The sequence below is a fragment of the Megasphaera massiliensis genome (assembly GCF_036305205.1).
Taxonomy (GTDB): Bacteria; Bacillota; Negativicutes; order Veillonellales; family Megasphaeraceae; genus Megasphaera; species Megasphaera massiliensis.
The window spans coordinates 25,386-44,040 of record NZ_JAXIXE010000027.1 but is presented as its reverse complement, the minus strand read 5'-3'; the positions used below and the strand labels follow the sequence as shown (position 1 = coordinate 44,040).

Below are 18,655 nucleotides of genomic sequence, written 5' to 3'. Positions count from 1 at the left end.
AACAGGAAAATCAACACAAAATGAAAGAAAAAGCGAGTATATAGCTAAAAACTATTCTCAATATAACTGAAGCTTATTTTAACGGCAGAAGTCGTCAGGAACGGCTTCCTTGCCGGCAAAAACATGGAGAATGGCTTCGACGATGCGCCGCGATGCCTGGCCGTCGCCATAGGGATTTATGGCGTTGCTCATGGCGTCATAAGCGGCCTTGTCGGTCAAGAGGCGCTTCGTTTCTTCATAGACGACGTCTTTATGCGTGCCGATGAGGCGGACCGTCCCGGCTTCCACGGCTTCCGGCCGTTCCGTCGTATTGCGCAGGACCAGAACCGGTTTGCCAAGAGACGGCGCTTCTTCCTGGATGCCGCCGGAATCGGTCAGTACCAGATAGCTGAGGCTCATGAGGTTGGCAAAGGGTTCATATTCCATGGGGTCGATGAGATGGATCCGGTCGATGCCGGACAGTTCATCTTCGACGACCTTGCGGACTTTCGGGTTGCGGTGGACGGGAAAGACGATTTCCGTATCGGGAATCTCTTCGATGATGCGGCGCAGGGCCTTATAGATATGGCGCATGGGCTCGCCGAGGTTTTCCCGACGGTGCGTCGTCAAGAGGATGACTCGGTGGTGCTTGAAGTCCACCGATTTCAATTGGTCGCCGAAGTCATAGTCGCCGGCAACGGTCGTCATCAAGGCGTCGATGACGGTATTCCCCGTTACGTAAATCTGAGACGGATCTATATTTTCACGGACGAGATTGGCCCGTGCCGTCGAGGTCGGGGCAAAATGAATGGCCGCAATGGCCCCGGTGAGCTTGCGGTTCATTTCTTCCGGGAACGGCGAATATATATCCCCTGTCCGAAGGCCGGCTTCGACGTGGCCGACGGGGATCTGCTGATAATAGGACGCCAGGGCCCCGGCAAAGGTCGTCGTCGTATCGCCGTGAACGAGGACCAGATCCGGCTGTTCTTTGGCCAGGACATCCTTGAGACCCAGGAGCGACTTCGTCGTAATATCGTATAAGGTCTGGCCCTTGGCCATGATGTCCAGGTCGTAATCCGGCGTAATCCGGAACAACTCCAGGACCTGGTCGAGCATCTGGCGATGCTGGGCCGTGACGGCAACGACCGTCTGAATGCTGTCGGCATGTTTCTGTAATTCCTTGACGACCGGTGCCATTTTAATCGCCTCCGGCCGCGTGCCGAATACAGTCATTACCTTAATCATAATACAAATTCCTCCTTATATGACGAACCGATTCTTCCCGTCATGGTTTGCGGGTCGAATCGGTCGTTGATTTACGCAGTATGCCGATGCGCTTTGCCGAGTAGATGATAACGGCAAGAACGACCAAGACAGTCACGATCCCCGTCTGATAGCTTACGTTGGCTACGAAGAGGGCGACGATGCCTAACATCATGCTGACAAAATACATGATCAGTACGGCTTGCTTCTGTGTCATACCCAGGGCCAGGAGACGATGGTGCAGATGACCCTTATCCGGCTGAAATATGGGAACGCCGCTCATCCGGCGTCGGATGATGGCGAAGGTCGTATCGAGAATGGGAAGGCCTAAGGCGATGATGGGCACGACCAGTGCCACCGTCGCCGCCGTCTTGACCAGGCCGAGAACGGCCGAGACGGCCAGGGTATATCCGAGAAGCATACTCCCCGTATCGCCCATGAAGATTTTGGCAGGGTTAAAGTTGTACTGCAAAAATCCCAAGGCTGCACCGGCCATGGACACAATGATGAGGGCCGGCAGGAATTGATTGAGGTTTACCGCCAAGAGGAACATCGAAATCGAGGCGATGAAGGCTACGCCGGCAGCCAGTCCGTCCAGACCGTCGATGAGGTTCACCGTATTGGTAAAGCCGATGATCCAGAAAATCGTCACCGGAATGGCAATGACTTCCGGCAGGACCAGGATATCTCCGAAAGGATTGGTCAGCCATTCGATTTGAATGCCGAAGGCCACGGGAATACAGGCCGCTGCAATCTGGCCGACGAGCTTGACCCGGGCCGGGATGTTGCAGATATCGTCCCAAATGCCGATGGCGACGATGGCCGTACAGCCGAGGAGCATGCCGATGAGTTCATGGTGCAGGGGCACGCAGAACAAGACGGCCGCCATAAAGCCGATATAAATAGCCAGCCCGCCGAGCCGCGGGATGACATGAGTATGTACCTTTCTTGCATTGGGCCGGTCCACGGCGCCAACCTTGATGGCCACCTTCTTGACGCCCGGCGTCAAAAGATAGGAAACGACCAAGGCAATGATAAAGGGTACAACATATTGGAGCACAACACACGCCTACTTTCCGTTAATCTATCATCAGTTGGTCAGACTGCGCATGGGCGCCGGAATGCGGCCGCCGCGGGCAATGAATTCATCTGACTTATATTTATTGACATTGATAATCGGGCAATGGCCGAGAAGGCCGCCAAACTCGACGTTATCGCCGACGCCCTTGCCCGGTACGGGGATGACGCGGACGGCCGTCGTCTTGTTGTTGATCATGCCGATGGCTGCTTCATCGGCGATGATGGCCGAAATGGTCGACGCCGGTGTATCGCCGGGAATGGCGATCATATCGAGGCCGACAGAGCAGACGCAGGTCATGGCTTCGAGTTTTTCAAGGCTCAGGCTGCCGCGGCCGACGGCTTCGAGCATGCCCTTGTCTTCGCTGACCGGAATGAAGGCGCCTGACAGGCCGCCGACGCGGGACGAAGCCATGAGGCCGCCCTTCTTGACGGCGTCATTTAAAAGCGCCAGGGCTGCCGTCGTACCGCAGGCCCCGCAGCTTTCAAGACCCATTTCTTCAAGAATGGAAGCCACACTGTCACCGACAGCCGGTGTCGGTGCCAAGGATAAGTCGATGATGCCAAAGGGCATATTGAGGCGTTTCGACGCTTCCATGGCGACCAATTGGCCGACACGGGTAATCTTAAAGGCCGTCTTCTTAATCGTTTCGGCGACGACATCGAAAGGTTCGCCCTTCACGTTTTCTAGGGCTACTTTTACGACGCCCGGGCCGCTGACGCCGACGCTGATACAGGAATCGCCGTTAGTGACGCCGTGGAAGGCGCCGGCCATGAAGGGATTGTCTTCTACCGCATTGGAGAAGACGACCAGTTTGGCACAGCCTAAGGCATCCTGTTCCTTCGTCCGTTCGGCCAAATCCTTAAAGACCCGCCCCATTTCAGCGACGGCATCCATGTTGATGCCGGCCTTCGTCGAGCCGACGGCAACGGAGCTGCAGACGAGATCGGTCACAGCCAGGCTTTCGGCGATGGAATCGATGAGGATCCGGTCGCCCTTGCTCATGCCCCGTTCGACGAGGGCCGAAAAGCCGCCGATGAAGTTGATGCCGATCGTCTTGGCCGCCTTATCAAGGGTCCGGGCGATATCGACATAACTCGTCATATCGCTGGCCCCGGCGACGAGGCTGATGGGCGTCACAGACACGCGTTTATTGATGATGGGCACGCCGTATTCGCGGGAAATGGCTTCCCCCGTCTCTACCAGGTGCTCGCCGTAGCGCGTAATCTTATCGTAAATGTTGCTGCACAACGTCTTGCCGTCACTGGCACAGCAGTCGAGGAGACTGATGCCCATGGTAATCGTCCGGACGTCAAGGTTGTTCTTTTGAATCATTTGATTCGTTTCAAGTACGTCATGGATTGTCAGCATATTCCCTCTCCTTAGCCCACACGATGCATGGCATCAAAAATAGCCTGGTTCTGGGCTCTGATTTCGACACCGAGGGTTTCACCCTTCTGCTTGAGCAAATCCTGAAGAGTATCTAAATCAATATCTGCAGGGTCCATATCAACAATCATGGCCATGTTGAAAATGCCATCTAAAATAACCTGATTAATGGTCAGTATATTTACCTTATGTTCCGCCATGATCTGACTGACGGCGGCGATGATACCCGTACGGTCCACGCCGACTACCGTGATTACAACTTTCACAGCTGCCCACCCCTTTGAGTTAGATTCTACGCTCCCCATTATAGCACAGGTAACGCAGTAAATGCCACTTTCGGCCCATGAAAAGGCCTTATGATACGAAAATCGAGTAAATCATTTCGATTTGAAAGAAACTTTCTATGCATCCAAAGCCTTACTGATGAGGGACTTCCCTTCTTCAAGAAGCTTTCCGGCCTGTTCCTGGGAGACGAAGCTTTCGGCATAGAGCTTATACATGTCTTCCGTTCCCGACGGGCGGGCTGCGACCCAGCCGTCATCGGTCGTAATCTTGACGCCGCCGATAGCCGAATTGCCGTAAGGCGAACGGGACAGGACGGCCGTAATGGGACTGCCGCAGAGATTCTTTTCGGTTACATCCTTTTCCGTAAGCGAGCTGATCTTGTCCTTTTCTTCAAGCGTCGCCGGCGCATCGCTGCGCACGGTGTAGGGCCGGCCCAGTTCTTCACAGAGGCCTTCATAGTAAGCCAGGGGCGATTTTCCCGTAACGGCGTAGATTTCCGCTGCCAAGAGGCAGAGAATGATGCCGTCCTTGTCCGTCGTCCAGACGCTGCCGTCTTTAGCGATAAAGGAAGCACCGGCACTTTCTTCGCCGGAAAAGGCGATTTTCCCGTCTTCATAGAGGGGGCCGAAATACTTAAAGCCGACGGGGACTTCATAGAGAGGTACGTCGAGTTTTTTCGCCGCCCGAGCCAGCATATCCGTCGTAACGACGGTTTTAGCGATGCCCAGACCGTCGAAATGGCGATGGGTCATGAGGTAGTGCGCAGCGACGGTCAAAAAGGCGTTGGCCGTAATCATGCCGTCCGTGCCGCAGACGATGCCGAAACGGTCATAGTCGGGGTCATTTGCCAAAATGAGGCGATAATCGGCTGCCTGACCGGTAACGGCCGACATGACGTATGCCGACGAGCAGTCCATACGGACCTTGCCGTCGTGGTCGTAATTCATAAAGGTGAACTGCGGATCGTACGTATCGTTAACAAAAGACAGGTTCAAATGGTAGCGTTCGGAAATACGGTGCCAGTAATTCATGCCCGAACCGCCGAGGGCATTGACCAAAATGGGAAGTCCGGCATCGCGGATGGCCTCCATGTCAAGGATGGACGCCAATTCAGCGACATATAAGCCTTTATAATCATAAGGGACGACAAAATCGCTCTTAGCCGCTTCTTCATAAGAAATAGCTTTGACATCCTGATTATGCCCTGCAAGGATGCGATTGGCTTCGGCTTCAATGGCCTTGGTCATGTCAGAACCTGCCGGTCCTCCCGTCGTCGGGTTGTACTTAATACCGCCGTGTTCCGGAGGATTATGGGACGGCGTGAGGATCAGTCCGTCGGCTAAGTTTTCCTTACGGTGGTCATTAAAGCGCAGGATAGCCCTTGAAACAGACGGCGTCGGGACAAAATCGCCGTCAGCGTCGACGTAGGCCGTAACCTTATTGGCCGAAAGGACCGACAAGACCGTTTCGAAAGCCAATTTCGATAAATAATGGGTGTCGGCCCCGACGAACAACGGTCCGTCGGCACCAAAGTCGTGGCGGAAATTACAAACGGCCTGGGTAATGGCCGCAACGTGGTCTGCCGTAAAACTGCCGCTGCCGGCCTGACCGCGATGGCCTGACGTTCCGAAGCGCACCTGTTGATGAGGATCAGAGGCGTCGGGATGAATCGAATGATACGCCTTGGTCATGGCGTCCAAGTCGATGTAGTCTTCCGGTCTTACTTTCGTTCCTGCTAATTCATGTACTGCCATACTATCACCTGCTTTATTATTTTGACAAGGATTCAACGATTTTATACAATAAGAAAGAGTGCTGCCAATATCCTTGCGGATACTGTCATCACAGCATCTCATCGCGGCAATTCGTTTGTTTTCATTATAACAAAAAACGCATCATTATCCTAGATAAAAATGGCTTATCATCGAGGATATCTGAAAAAGAAAGGTGGTTTCTATGACAAAGTTTATCTCTTGGAATGTCAACGGTCTGCGGGCCGTCATGAAAAAAGGATTCTTAGATACATTTAACGACCTCGACGCCGACCTGTTCTGCCTGCAGGAAACGAAGCTCCAAGAAGGCCAGATCGACATCAATCTTCCGGGCTACGAACAGTATTGGAACTACGCCGACCGCAAGGGCTACAGCGGCACGGCCATCTTTACCCGCATCAAGCCCCTGTCCGTCCGTTACGGCATGGATAAGGACGAACACAATCACGAAGGGCGTTTAATTACCCTCGAGTTTGACGACTACTTCTTCGTCACCTGCTACACGCCCAATTCGCAAAGCGAACTGGCCCGTCTGCCCTACCGCATGCAGTGGGAAGACGACTTTAAGGAGTACCTCCTGTCCCTCCATCAGGAAAAACCGGTCATCGTCTGCGGAGACCTCAACGTCGCCCACCAGGAAATCGACCTCAAGAACCCCAAGACGAACCGCAAGAACGCCGGCTTCTCCGATGAAGAACGGCAGAAGATGACCGACCTTCTGGCTGCCGGCTTCACCGACACGTGGCGTCACTTCTACCCTGATAAAGAAGGCGTCTATTCGTGGTGGAGCTACCGCTTTAGAGCCCGCCAGAACAACGCCGGATGGCGCATCGACTACTTCCTGACGACGACCGACCTCGACGACCGCTTAGAATCGGCTTCTATTTACACCGACATCCTCGGCAGCGACCACTGCCCTGTCGGCCTCACGTTAAAATAAAACATATATTATAGCAAAAATGAGCTGCCCCCATGTGCGGAGCAGCTCATTTCTATATAGCTAAAACTTTATCAACTGGGTTTAGAAAGCGTTATACGAATATTCGTAGTACATATCGGTCAAGAGGTCCATCTTATCACTCATTTCGACCATGAGATTGGATGCCGTATCGTAGTCTTTGGCAGCCAGGGCTTCTTTGATCTTCGAGAAAATGGACAGGCTCTTTTCCGTATCGCGGCCCAGTTCCGTACGCAGGGCGTTGATTTTGGTCCAGCGTTCGACTTCAAGGGCATTGCTGTCGCCGTCGGCATGGAGCTGTTTGGCAGCGATGACCTTGGAGAGGTTTTCCGGAATGAGGCGGTACTGGAGTTCGAGGGCCCAGCGGTTGAGGGCGCCGAGGCGGAACGATTCCATGATGCGCTTCTGGAAAGCGTCACAGGCCAGGGTATCTACTTTATCCGGATGGAGGTCGAGGGCCTTGAAGTTTTCCCAGACCGTCCGCGGTGCCTTGCCGAACATGGCATCCCGTTCTTCACTGGTGAAGTTTTCAAAGACGTCGACTTCCGAGCGATAAGCCCGGTCTTTTTCAAGATAATCTGCATCTTCGCCGGGCTTCTTGGACAGTTCAGCCAGGAGGGCTTCGCCGTTCTTACCGCTGGAGAGAGCATATTTGATGCCGTCGAGGGCGGCCAAATATCCCATGGCGATGGCGATGTAGGTATTGGTGAAGGGGTTCGGAGAACGGAGTTCGAACCGTGTAGCCGCCGGGCTTGCGATGTTGCGGATGAGGCCGATGAGGACCGAACGGTTACGGGTCTGGACGTCCGGACGATCACCGCCGAGGGCCGTTACGATGCAAACAGGGGCTTCAAAACCCGGTTTCAAGCGGTTCAGGGAGTCTGTCGTTGCCGAAACGAAGGGGTTCATGACTTCGTAGTGTTTGAGCATGCCCATGATGGCGCCGTAACCGACGACGGACAGGAAGTCGCTCTTCATATCAGACGGGTTGAAGAGGTTGACGAATTTGCCGTTCTTCATGATGGCCCCGATGCCGAAGTGTGTATGTTCACCGGAACCGGCAACGCCGTGAATCGGTTTTGCCTGGAAGGTGACTTCAAGGCCGTTTTCACGGAATACTTCACGGACGATGATACGGGCTGCGATTTCATTATCTGCCGTCTGGACCGGGTCGTTGGCAAATTTCCAGTCGACTTCGAGCTGTTCGAGGACGAAGGTCAATTTACCGGAATCGTCGATCTGGGCTTTGACGCCGCCGACTTCCTTATGGCCCATTTCCGGTTCGAGACCGTATTTTTCGAGGCGTTCGATGGTCTGTTCAAGAGCCGTACGAACGACGCCGTGCGTGCGCTGCCAATACTGTTCCTGCAATTTCTGCGAAGCCGACAAGAGGCGCGTCGCTACATCCTGGCTCGGCGTCTTGACCCAGAATTCCAGTTCCGTCGCCGTCGTGAGGACGATTTTTTCGATGTCATCGACATTGACCGACGTACCGGGCAGGCCATACTGTTTGACCAGCGCCAAGACCTGGTCACTGACGTAGTCGCAGGTGTTGCGGAGGATCGACCGGGAGTCGATGTAGCCCGTGGCATGACGAAGGAAGCTGGGAATACGCAGAGTCCCTACGGGTTTTCCCGTTTCCGGGTCGATATTGTCGTCGTTGTAGTCGACGAACCAGCTGACCGACGGGTCGGCTTTGATGTCGACGCGGGCATTGGACAAGATGGCGATGCCCGGCAGGACGACGGACGAACCATCGGTCTGGAATGCCGTCGCATTGAAGAATTTATCGTAGTCATCAAAGAAAACGCTGATAGGAATCTTTTCGTCCGTATCATTGCCTGCCAAATCGATGCCTACGAGGGATACGAATTTGATTTCCGGATGCTGTTCCAATAAAGCCAGCACCCCTTCTTTACCATACTGACCTGCCGGAATTACGTATACCAACTCATCTTTTGTCATTATGACTCCTCCTTTAGGTGAAAAAAAGACTCCGATCCCACAGTCGGGATTCGGAGTCTTCCTTGACTCTTGTTTCATGATTTATTTTGTTTTCAAATCATGTTAAAATAATACAATCATTTAGTCTATTTGTCAATAGATTTTTAAGGAATCTATGGCAATCAACGATGTTGTAAAATTTCTCGAACAATCTGTGAAACAACCTTGCCATCGGTCCGTCCCTGCACTTTCGGCATGACGAGCTTCATGACAGCCCCCATCTGAAGGCCTTCCTGACCTTTAATGGTATCGGTGACGATTTGGCGGACTTCATCTTCCGTCAGCTGCTTCGGCATGTACTTTTCCAGTACTGCCATTTCAGCCTTCGTTTCTTCGACTAAGTCGGCACGGCCGGCTTTTTCGAATTCAGCTAATGACTCCCTGCGTTGTTTCATTTCTTTGGCAATGACGGCGCCGACACCGGCATCGTCGAGTTCGCAATGACCGCCGTCGATTTCCGCGTTGCGGATGGCCGAACGGACCATACGAATAACGGACAAAGCCGTCTTACCGGCTTCTTTGGCTTTCATTGCCTCTTTCATGTCCTGAAGAAGTTCGTTCTTAAGAGACATGGTATCACCCTTCTTACATTAACGATTATGCTCTGTACTTCCGTTTCCGTGCTGCTTCGGACTTTTTCTTTCTCCGTACACTCGGTTTTTCGTAGTGTTCACGTTTCCGAACTTCGGAAAGAACACCAGCCTTTTGGCAAGAACGTTTGAAGCGGCGAAGAGCGCTGTCTAACGTTTCGTTTTTACCAACTCTGATTTCTGCCATTCTGTTATCCCTCCCTCCAAGGTATGATAGGGAGTGCTGTTACTGCACACAATGAAATTATACTCAGATTATGGCTGTTTGTCAATAACTTATGAGGTTCTGATACGATTTATCAGAACTTTGTCAACGCCCTTGGAGTCGGCTTTCACCTGCATCGGCCCCGGATCGAATAAAACTTTCCGCTATGGAAATTGTTTTTTTTCATCGTACATTTATCCGTTACGGCACGTATATTCTGTCAATTGTAAAGACAAGCCCCGACCATGAAGCGGACGAAGGAAAAGTAATCCCGCGTATCACTCAAACGAATTTCTACGCCGCGGCCCCGCGCGGTTCTCTCCTTTATAAAGGACAAGGCGTCGCCATCGCCTTTAAGGCTTTGAAACGCTTCATCCCGCCGGACCAGGACCGATCCCCGGCTGGCGGCGACGAGAGCCGTAAAGGTTTCCATGTTGGGAATGAAGTAAAATTTTAATACCATCATCAAGACCTCCTTCGCCGCATCGCGGCCGTGTGGTTTCTTCCCTTCTCTATTATAAGAATACCGTCATATAGGTCTTGATACAATGAAAATTCAGCCGTATACTATAATAAAACAGCCAAATAAAGAGGTGTCCCCATGATATTGACAGACTGTTCTATCCCGGTCGACGACCGATCCCAAGAAATAAAACCCCACGGAAACGCAGCCTTCCCCTGTGCCGGCTACACCGTCCATTACCAGCAGGAAATAGGCGATAACGTCCCCTGGCACTGGCACGATGAACTGGAAATCATCTACATCGCAGGCGGGAAAATGACCGCAAAGGTCCCGGCTCACACGTTCCATCTGACCGCCGGCGATATATTGGCCGTCAACGGCAATACCCTTCATGCGGCCCTGGCCAATCCGGAATGCGACCTGCGCTCCTTTGTCTTCAGTCCGTCGCTGATTTCCGGCAGTGACGACTCGATTCTATGGGTGAAGTATATTCGTCCCCTCCTCACCTGTCCGGCCTTTTCGGCCTTTTACTGCCGGGGAAGCCAAGACGACACGACAGCTCGCCGCTTCCGCACCGCTTTTAAAGCCATGACGGACGAACCGTCAGGCTTTGAATTTACCGTCCGAGAAGAACTGTCACAAATCTGTCTCTTTCTGTACGATCAATTCCGTCCCGACGGAGATGCCCCTTCAGAGATGCAAAGTCTTGACGAAGAACGGATCAAAAAGATGTTGACTTATATCCACACCCACTTTGAAGAACCCCTCACCGTCACCGATATTGCCGACGCCGCCGCAATCAGCCAGCGTGAATGCCTGCGCTGCTTTCAAAAGACGATCCAGTTGTCGCCCATCCAATACGTCTTAAAATACCGGATCATGCAGGGCGCTGACCAGCTCTTGACGAAGCCGACTAAGAGCATTGCCGCCATCGCCGCCGCCTGCGGCTTCGACAGTCAGAGCCACTTTGCCAAGACCTTTAAGCGCTTTTATGCCCATACGCCTCGAGAATACCGAAAAAAACACGGCGAAAGCCGAAGCACAGATCCGGGCCGAAGCGAATGAGCGTCGAACCGACCTCAGAGAAGATACAGAAAAACCGTCAGGAACGTCGATTCCTGACGGTTCATTTTTTTGCTTATCCCGGGTTGGGGATTATCCGCGTAAAAAGTTCAGCGGATGAACTTGCCAAAGACGTAGTTGCCGTAAGAAAGTCCTCTATCGCTTAGGCGGACCCATTCTTTCGTATTTTCCAAAAGGCCCTGAGCGACGAGCGAATCGATGACCGGACCGAAATCGGCTTCGATGGGCTGCCCGAAACGGCGGTCATAGTCTTCTTTATCGATGCCGACGCGGCGGCGCAGGGCTAAGAAGCAGTAGTCCTCGACGGCTCGCTTAGCGTCGATAAGGATGCGTTCGCCTTCGACGCTCCCCTTTCCGGCCCTTTCGATATACTGAGGGATATTGGCCATGTTGGCCCAGCGGGCCGTACCGTCAAAGGAGTGGGCTGACACGCCAAAGCCGATGTAGGGCTCATAGATCCAGTACTTGCTGTTGTGTTTCGATTCAAAAGGCCCTTTTGCATAACTTGAAATTTCATAGTGGTGGAATCCCAGGTCGTGCATCTGATCGTGGACGGCCTGGCCCATGGCTTCGACAACCTCGTCATCGGGAAGTGTCCAAAGGCCCTTAGAAAGACCGTGTTTCAAAGGCGTCCCGTCTTCGACGATGAGGCTGTAAATCGAGGCGTGGTCCACGGGAAGGTCTCCCAAGCGCTGAACATCGCGCCGGACGTCCTCGACGGTTTGGCCCGGCAGGCCGTACATCAGATCGATAGACAGGTTGCGGATGCCGGCGTCCCAGGCGGCACGAAGGGCCCGCTCCCCTTCCTTTGCCGTGTGAATGCGGCCCAAAAAGGACAGCATCTCATCGGAAAAAGATTGGATGCCGAGACTCAAACGGTTGATGCCGTAGGAAACGTAGGCTGCCGCCTTTTCCCCGTCGAGGCTTTCCGGATTGGCTTCGATCGTAATTTCAGCCTCCGCCGTAACCTCGAAGGTCTGCCGCAGCTGCCGAAGGATGTCTCCCACGGCCTTTGCGGAAAGAATGGACGGCGTACCGCCGCCGATATAAATCGTATCGACGGACTTCCCGGCATAGGGCGTGGCCGCAATTTCCCGGCAGAGGGCCGGAACATATCTTTCCAGATAGCGTTCGAGGCCGCTGTAGGAGGGAAAATCGCAGTACAAACATTTATGCCGGCAAAAGGGAATGTGAACGTATAAGCCTAGCATTACGATTCGTCGACTTTGAGGACAGCCATGAAGGCTTCCTGAGGAATTTCGACGGTGCCGAACTGTTTCATCCGCTTCTTGCCTTCCTTCTGTTTTTCAAGGAGCTTGCGCTTACGGGAAATATCGCCGCCGTAGCATTTGGCCAAAACGTCTTTACGCAGGGCCGCTACATTTTCGCGGGCGATGATCTTATTGCCGACAGCGGCCTGGACGGGGATCTGGAAGAGCTGGCGCGGAATGAGGCTGCGCAGCTTTTCGACCAGGGCCCGGCCGCGGCGGGCGGCAAAGTCGCGGTGGACGATGACGCTCAAGGCGTCGACGACGTCGCCGTTAATGAGGATGTCCATCTTGACCATAGGCGACGACTGGTAGCCGTTGAGCTCATAGTCGAGGGACGCATAGCCGCGGGTCGCCGACTTCAAGACGTCGAAGTAGTCGTAAAGGATTTCGCACAAAGGCAGGTTATAGACCAAGGAGACCCGCGTATCGTCGAGGTAGTCCATGGTGACGTACTGGCCGCGGCGGCTCTGGGAAATTTCCATGACCGTACCGACCATGTCCTTGGGGATGATGATCGTCGTCTTGACCAAGGGTTCTTCGATGTGGTCGACCTTGGTCATATCGGGCATCTGCGACGGGTTGTCGACTTCGACCATCGTCCCGTCCGTGCAGTAGACGCGATAAATAACCGACGGCGCCGTCGTAATCAGGGACAGGTCGTATTCCCGTTCCAACCGTTCGCGGACGACGTCCATGTGGAGGAGGCCCAAGAAGCCGCAGCGGAAGCCGAAGCCTAAGGCCGACGACGTTTCCGGTTCAAAGAGCAGGGCCGCGTCGTTGAGATGGAGTTTTTCCAAGGCGTCGCGCAAATTATCGTAATCATTCGTTTCGACCGGGTAGAGGCCGCAGTAGACCATGGGCACGGCCCGTCGATAGCCCGGCAATGCTTCCGACGCCGGCCGTTCGGCCAAGGTAACCGTGTCGCCGACGCGGCAGTCGCGGACGTTCTTCATGCTGGCTGCCAAATAACCGACGCTGCCGCAGCCGAGAGACGGCACGGGATGCATCTGAGGCAGGAAGACGCCCGTTTCGATGACTTCAAATTCTTTGCCCGAAGCCATCATGCGGATCCGCTGGCCCGGCTTTAAGCTGCCTTCCATGATGCGGATGTTAGCGATAGCCCCCTTATAGGCATCGAAGTGGGAGTCGAAGATGAGGGCCCGCAAGGGCTTATCTTCTTCGTCGGCCGGGGCGGGAATGCGCTGGACAATGGCTTCCAGGACCTGGTCGACGCCGAGGCCCGTCTTGGCGCTGATCATGATAGCGTCGGAGGCATCGAGACCGATGACGTCTTCGATTTCCTTGCAGACTCGGTCCGGGTCTGCACTGGGCAGGTCGACCTTATTGATGATGGGGATGATTTCTAAGTCATGTTCCAAGGCAAGGTACACATTGGCCAAGGTTTGGGCTTCGACGCCCTGGGTGGCGTCGACGATGAGCAGGGCCCCTTCGCAGGCGGCCAGGCTTCGCGATACTTCGTAGTTGAAGTCGACGTGCCCCGGCGTATCGATGAGGTTCAGCGTATACTGTTTGCCGTCTTTGGCATCATAAATGAGGCGGGCCGACTGCGCTTTGATAGTAATGCCTCGTTCTCGTTCAAGGTCCATCGTGTCGAGTAACTGGGCTTCCATTTCCCGTTCGGGCACAGTGCCGGTCATTTCCAGCATCCGGTCGGCCAAGGTAGACTTGCCGTGGTCGATATGAGCAATGATTGAAAAGTTTCTGATATGATCTGTGGACACCGTATGTTTCCCCTCTTTCTTATTGGATGACGCCGCCGCCGAGGACGCGTTCCCCTGTTTCTTCATCGTAGAGCACGAGGGCCTGGCCGGCCGTAACGGCACGCTGGGCTTCATCGAACTCGACGCGCATGTCGTCGCCGTCAGGATAGACCGTGCAGGGCGATTCGTTAGCCGCATAGCGTATCTTGCCGAGGGCCCGGAAGGGCGCTGTCGGCACCTGTTCGACCCACGTCGCTTCGCTGGCTTCGACAGTCTTTGAAAACAGGTCTTTTTCCGAACCGACGATGACCCGATTATGTTCGACGTCTAAGGCCGTGACGTAGTAGGGACCGCCGGGACCGCCGAGGTTGAGTCCCCGCCGCTGGCCGACGGTATAGGCGGCAATGCCCTGATGACGGCCGATGACGCGGCCCGATTCATCGACGAAGTCGCCGGGCTTAAAGATATCCTTCTGTTCCTTTTCCAAAAAGCCCTTGTAGTCGTTGTCGGGAATGAAGCAAATATCCTGACTTTCGGGCTTGTTGAAGACCGGAAGGTTCCACTCTTTGGCCAGTTTCCGCGTGTCGGCCTTCTCGAGATCGGCCATGGGGAACAGGAGGTGCGGCAAGATGTCCTGGGTCAGCTGATAGAGGACGTAGGACTGATCTTTGCGGCGGTCTATACCGCGTAAGAGCGAATAGATTCCCGTCTGTTCGTCTTTTGCCAGACGGGCGTAATGGCCGGTGGCCAGGAAATCGGCGCCAAACTGCTTGGCTTTTTCCCAGAGCAGGCCGAATTTAATAAATTTATTGCAGGCAATGCAGGGATTGGGCGTCTTGCCCCGGCGATAGGAATCGACGAAATAGTCGATGACATCGCGGCGGAACAGTTCGCGGAAATCCAAGGTATAATGGGGAATGCCCAGAACCGAAGCGACGGCTTTGGCGTCGTCGACGGAACTGAGGGAACAGCAGGCGTGGACGTTGTCGATGGTGCAGGCCGGGTCTTCTTCCCACAGGCGCAGGGTGATGCCGATGACGTCATACCCTTGCTGCTTTAAAAGACCGGCTGTAACCGAGCTGTCGACGCCGCCGCTCATAGCTACTGCGACTCGTTTCATGTCTAATCTCCTCTACTGGTCGTCACGGCGTCCCGGATCCGGGACACGGCGTGTTCAATATCTTCTGTCGTATTGTCTTTGCCGACGGACAGGCGGATGCTGCTGCGCAGCCACTTTTCTTCGACGCCCATGGCCTGTAGGACGTGGGACGCTTCGACGGCACCGGCTTCGCAGGCCGACCCGGCCGATACGGCAATGCCCTGTAAATCGAGGGCGATGAGTAAAATGGCACTGTCCACCCCGTCGACGCTGAAGTCGATGATATTGGGCAGAACCTGACGGCGATTGCCGTTTAAGCGGAACCGATCGTCGCCTTGAATGAGCTTGTCATAGACGATGTCGGTCAAAACCCGGGCGGCTTTGGCCCGATCGTCCCGTTCTTTTTCAAGTAAGGCCGCTGCCTCGCCGAAACCGACGATGGCGGCGACGTTTTCGGTCCCTGCCCGCAGGCGGTGTTCCTGAGGACCGCCGTAGGCTTCGGCTGTCACCTTGAGTCCGTGGCGGATATACAAGGCACCGACGCCTTTGGGACCATAAATCTTATGGCTGCAGACGGTGAGCATGTCGATATTTTCTTCCATAGGCCGGACGGGCAGATAGCCGAAGGCCTGAACGGCATCGACATGAAAGGCAACGCCTTTTTCCTTGGCTACTGCTCCGATGGCAGCAATGGGCTGGATCATGCCCGTTTCATTGTTAGCGTACATGACCGAAATGAGGGCCGTATCGTCCCTGATGGCAGCTTCCACATCGTCTGCTGAGACGCAGCCGTCTCCATCGACGGGGACGTAGGTCACGTCATAGCCCTTTTCTTCCAGGGCCTGGAAAGTTCTCAGGACGGCATGGTGTTCGACGGCCGTCGTAATGACGTGGCCGCCCTTGGGAAAATTGGCCCGCAGATAGCCTAAAACAGCCAGGTTATCCGCTTCCGTTCCGCCGCTGGTAAAGACCAGGTCTTCACCACTGACACCGAGGCAGTGTGCGACTTGACCGCGTGCCTTCTGAACGGCAGCCCGAGCCTGTTGACCAAAGTAATGGAGGCTCGACGGATTGCCGTAAGATGTCGTCAGATACGGCATCATGGCGTCCAGGACGTCCCGATCCATAGGCGTCGCTGCGGCATTATCTAAATAAATGCGTTTCATTTATGATTCTTACTCCTATATGGACAAAAAGCTATGAAAAAAAATAGCTTAATCTTTATAATACCATAGGGCGGCCCTTTTGTATATCCGTCCTTTTGACATATGGCCGTCATCAGGACTTGGCGTACAGGCTGGGCACGCCGTCGACGTCGGCACACTTGGTGTTGCACGTCGCTCCGCTGCAGACCCAAAAGGCGCCGTAGGGCCCGGTCCTTTTCTGGAAGGTCCCCTTCTTACAGCGCGGGCAGGGATAGGGCGACGGTTTGGCCTCCCCGTCCTTCCCCTCTTCGGTAATAGGTTCCGTATGGCGGCACTTGGGATAGTTGCTGCAGCCGTAAAAGTCGCCGTACTTGCCGTGGCGCTTGACCATGGGGCTGCCGCATTCCGGGCAGGCCTTGGCGCCTTCGGCTTTCATGACGACGCCGCCGGCAGCCGTGACCAAGGCTTTTAAGAAATCGAGTTGGTCGCGGAGGAAGGCTTCGAGGTTGTCCTTCCCGAGGCTCATCTGATAGAGCCGTTCTTCCCAAATGGCCGTTTCATCGGGATAGAGCATTTCGTCGGGCAAAGCGTCGACGAGGAGATAGGCATTGTCCGTCGGCTTGAGGTATTTCTTTTTCCCTTCGGCCATGAGGAACTTCCGCTGGATCAGCTCTTGAATGATCGTCGCCCGCGTCGCTTCGGTACCGATGCCCTGGACTTCTTTCAATTTCTTCTTCAGGCTGTCATCTTTGACGTATTTATAAATCTCTTTCATAGCCGCCAATAAGGTCGACGGCGTAAACCGCGGCGGCGGCTTGGTGGCCTTCTTGTCAACCTGGCCGTTTCGGTAATGGACGGCATCGCCTTTGCGGACGACGGGAAGTTCTCCCTTTTCTTCGTCGTCTTCATTCTTGTCGCTCTGATAAAGGGCTTTCCAGCCAAGAACGGTAACGGCCTTGCCGTGGGCGACGAAGGTCTCGTCGGCGCAGTCGATGGTAATCCGCGTCTGGTCGTATTCGTGGATGGGATAGAACTGGGCCAGATATGCCTGGGCAATGAGGTAATATATGCGCTGCTGGACGGCAGTCAATTTGTCGAAAGGGCAAGGAACGGTCGTCGGGATGATGGCGTGATGGGCCGTAATCTTGCTGTCGTTCCAGGCCCGACTCTTGATCTTGCCGTCAGCCCCGGCCGCCCATTCAGGAAGCTTCCCGGCCGGGATGGCCGCGATATTCGCTAAGATGCGGGGCACGTCTTTTCGCTGATTGAGGGGCAGGTATTCACAGTCCGAGCGGGGATAGGTCGTAAGCTTCCGTTCGTACAGGGTCTGGGCCGTGTCGAGGACCTGCTGGGGCGTGTAGCCGTAGCGCTTGCCTGCGAGGACCTGGAGGGACGACAAGGATAAGGGCAAACGCTGGGGTTCTTTCTTCTTGGATTTCTTATTCTCGACGATGGTTCCGTCGGGATTGGCCACTAAGCGGGATAAGATATCCTTCGCCGCTTCTTCTTTGATACAGCGCCCTTCGGAATCGAGGCCGGCCTGGGTATCCTTCGGCTGCCACTGGGCGCGGATCATGCCATTTTTATGCTCAAAATCGGCTTTCACGACGTAATACGTAACCGGCACGAAATCGTCGAGTTCCCGCTGGCGGCGGACGACGAGGGCTAAGGTCGGCGTCTTGACTCTTCCGATGGGAAAGACGACGCGATGGCCCTGACGACGAGCCGACAAGGTATAGGCTCGGGACAGGTTCATGCCGATGAGCCAGTCGGCCCGGCTCCGAGCTAAGGCCGAATCCTTCAAGTGGACGAAGTCGCCGTTGCTGCGAAGATCGCCTAATGATTCATGGATGCTCTTTTCATCAAGGGCATTGAGGAGAATGCGCTCGACAGGCTTTTCGTTTCCCACGTAGTCGAGGATCTCATCGATGAGCAGCTGCCCTTCCCGGTCAGGGTCACCGGCGTTGACGATGGCATCGACATCGGGACTTGAAATGAGGCCTTCAATGATATGGAACTGCTCCTTGCTGGCCGGACTGATGAGGAGTTTCCATTCCGTCGGAATGATGGGTAAATCTTCCGCCTTCCAGCGTTTATATTTGGGGTCGTAGTCTTGAGGTTCGGCCTGCTGCAGGACGTGGCCGTAAGCCCAGGTGACGATGCCGCCTCCCGTACGGATACAGCCGTTTCCCCGCCGATGAGGTTCCGGCAGGCACTTAGCCAGTTCCCGGGCCATACTCGGTTTTTCGGCAATAAAAAGTTTCATACCACATCTCTCTTTCTGCAATAGACTGTACCTTATAGCATACCATATTTTGAGGTTTCTTTACAGAGTGCCATCGGCACAAAA

The 18,655-nt window shown here is 54.4% G+C and carries 16 protein-coding genes; 2 read left to right on the top strand and 14 right to left on the bottom strand.

Translation table 11 applies throughout. From position 1 onward, the window contains the following. Positions 1 to 78: 78 nt before the first annotated feature. From wecB to UCI88_RS05035, 5 genes are all read right to left on the bottom strand, one after another. A complete protein-coding gene (gene wecB / locus UCI88_RS05055; RefSeq protein WP_044503970.1) occupies positions 79 to 1,224 on the bottom strand; it encodes a non-hydrolyzing UDP-N-acetylglucosamine 2-epimerase in 1,146 nt (381 codons plus the stop codon). Positions 1,225 to 1,264: 40 nt separating this feature from the next. Further along, entirely contained in the window at positions 1,265 to 2,302 is a 1,038-nt protein-coding gene (locus UCI88_RS05050; protein ID WP_044503971.1) for a glycosyltransferase family 4 protein, read from the bottom strand. A gap of 30 nt (positions 2,303 to 2,332) precedes the next feature. Continuing rightward, positions 2,333 to 3,691 carry a PFL family protein gene (locus tag UCI88_RS05045; RefSeq protein WP_044503972.1) on the bottom strand — a complete coding sequence of 453 codons (1,359 nt, stop codon included), beginning with the start codon at positions 3,689 to 3,691 and terminating at the stop codon, positions 2,333 to 2,335. Positions 3,692 to 3,702: 11 nt separating this feature from the next. After that, on the bottom strand, positions 3,703 to 3,975 hold the full coding sequence (locus UCI88_RS05040; RefSeq protein ID WP_044503973.1) for an ACT domain-containing protein: 273 nt from the start codon (positions 3,973 to 3,975) through the stop codon (positions 3,703 to 3,705). Between the two features lie 135 nt (positions 3,976 to 4,110). Continuing rightward, positions 4,111 to 5,748: a phosphoglucomutase gene (locus UCI88_RS05035; RefSeq protein WP_256179561.1), complete on the bottom strand. Its 1,638-nt coding sequence runs from the start codon at positions 5,746 to 5,748 to the stop codon at positions 4,111 to 4,113. Positions 5,749 to 5,950: 202 nt separating this feature from the next. Here UCI88_RS05035 and UCI88_RS05030 point away from each other — a divergent pair, with 202 nt between their 5' ends. Continuing rightward, the gene (locus tag UCI88_RS05030) at positions 5,951 to 6,706 is read left to right on the top strand and encodes an exodeoxyribonuclease III (RefSeq protein WP_256179562.1); all 756 of its coding nucleotides are present in this window, start codon (positions 5,951 to 5,953) and stop codon (positions 6,704 to 6,706) included. An 81-nt stretch (positions 6,707 to 6,787) separates the two neighbouring features. On the opposite strand, the gene UCI88_RS05025 is transcribed toward UCI88_RS05030, so the two are convergent. From UCI88_RS05025 to UCI88_RS05010, 4 genes are all read right to left on the bottom strand, one after another. Next, positions 6,788 to 8,689 carry a type I glutamate--ammonia ligase gene (locus UCI88_RS05025; RefSeq protein WP_044503976.1) on the bottom strand — a complete coding sequence of 634 codons (1,902 nt, stop codon included), beginning with the start codon at positions 8,687 to 8,689 and terminating at the stop codon, positions 6,788 to 6,790. A gap of 161 nt (positions 8,690 to 8,850) precedes the next feature. Next, entirely contained in the window at positions 8,851 to 9,300 is a 450-nt protein-coding gene (locus tag UCI88_RS05020) for a GatB/YqeY domain-containing protein (RefSeq protein WP_044503977.1), read from the bottom strand. Positions 9,301 to 9,325: 25 nt separating this feature from the next. Then, a complete protein-coding gene (gene rpsU / locus UCI88_RS05015; protein WP_020311403.1) occupies positions 9,326 to 9,505 on the bottom strand; it encodes a 30S ribosomal protein S21 in 180 nt (59 codons plus the stop codon). Positions 9,506 to 9,743: 238 nt separating this feature from the next. Continuing rightward, on the bottom strand, positions 9,744 to 9,989 hold the full coding sequence (locus UCI88_RS05010; protein ID WP_141669481.1) for a hypothetical protein: 246 nt from the start codon (positions 9,987 to 9,989) through the stop codon (positions 9,744 to 9,746). Positions 9,990 to 10,124: 135 nt separating this feature from the next. Between UCI88_RS05010 and UCI88_RS05005 the strand changes: the two genes are divergently transcribed. Further along, complete coding sequence (locus UCI88_RS05005; RefSeq protein WP_256179563.1) at positions 10,125 to 11,051, top strand: helix-turn-helix domain-containing protein; 927 nt, start codon at positions 10,125 to 10,127, stop codon at positions 11,049 to 11,051. Between the two features lie 107 nt (positions 11,052 to 11,158). Here UCI88_RS05005 and hemW read toward each other — a convergent pair whose 3' ends face one another. From hemW to UCI88_RS04980, 5 genes are all read right to left on the bottom strand, one after another. Next, positions 11,159 to 12,280 (bottom strand): radical SAM family heme chaperone HemW, encoded by a 1,122-nt coding sequence (gene hemW, locus UCI88_RS05000; protein WP_256179564.1) that lies wholly within the window; start codon positions 12,278 to 12,280, stop codon positions 11,159 to 11,161. Further along, positions 12,280 to 14,082, bottom strand: coding sequence for a translation elongation factor 4 (lepA, locus tag UCI88_RS04995; protein ID WP_226869802.1), 1,803 nt, complete (start codon positions 14,080 to 14,082; stop codon positions 12,280 to 12,282). Before lepA ends, hemW begins: the two co-directional genes overlap by 1 nt. 19 nt (positions 14,083 to 14,101) lie before the next feature. Beyond that, positions 14,102 to 15,181 carry a tRNA 2-thiouridine(34) synthase MnmA gene (mnmA, locus tag UCI88_RS04990; RefSeq protein ID WP_256179565.1) on the bottom strand — a complete coding sequence of 360 codons (1,080 nt, stop codon included), beginning with the start codon at positions 15,179 to 15,181 and terminating at the stop codon, positions 14,102 to 14,104. Positions 15,182 to 15,183: 2 nt separating this feature from the next. Next, positions 15,184 to 16,326, bottom strand: a complete 1,143-nt coding sequence (locus UCI88_RS04985) for a cysteine desulfurase family protein (protein WP_256179566.1) — start codon at positions 16,324 to 16,326, stop codon at positions 15,184 to 15,186. A 112-nt stretch (positions 16,327 to 16,438) separates the two neighbouring features. Continuing rightward, positions 16,439 to 18,571: a DNA topoisomerase III gene (locus UCI88_RS04980; RefSeq protein WP_256179567.1), complete on the bottom strand. Its 2,133-nt coding sequence runs from the start codon at positions 18,569 to 18,571 to the stop codon at positions 16,439 to 16,441. Positions 18,572 to 18,655 lie beyond the last annotated feature (84 nt).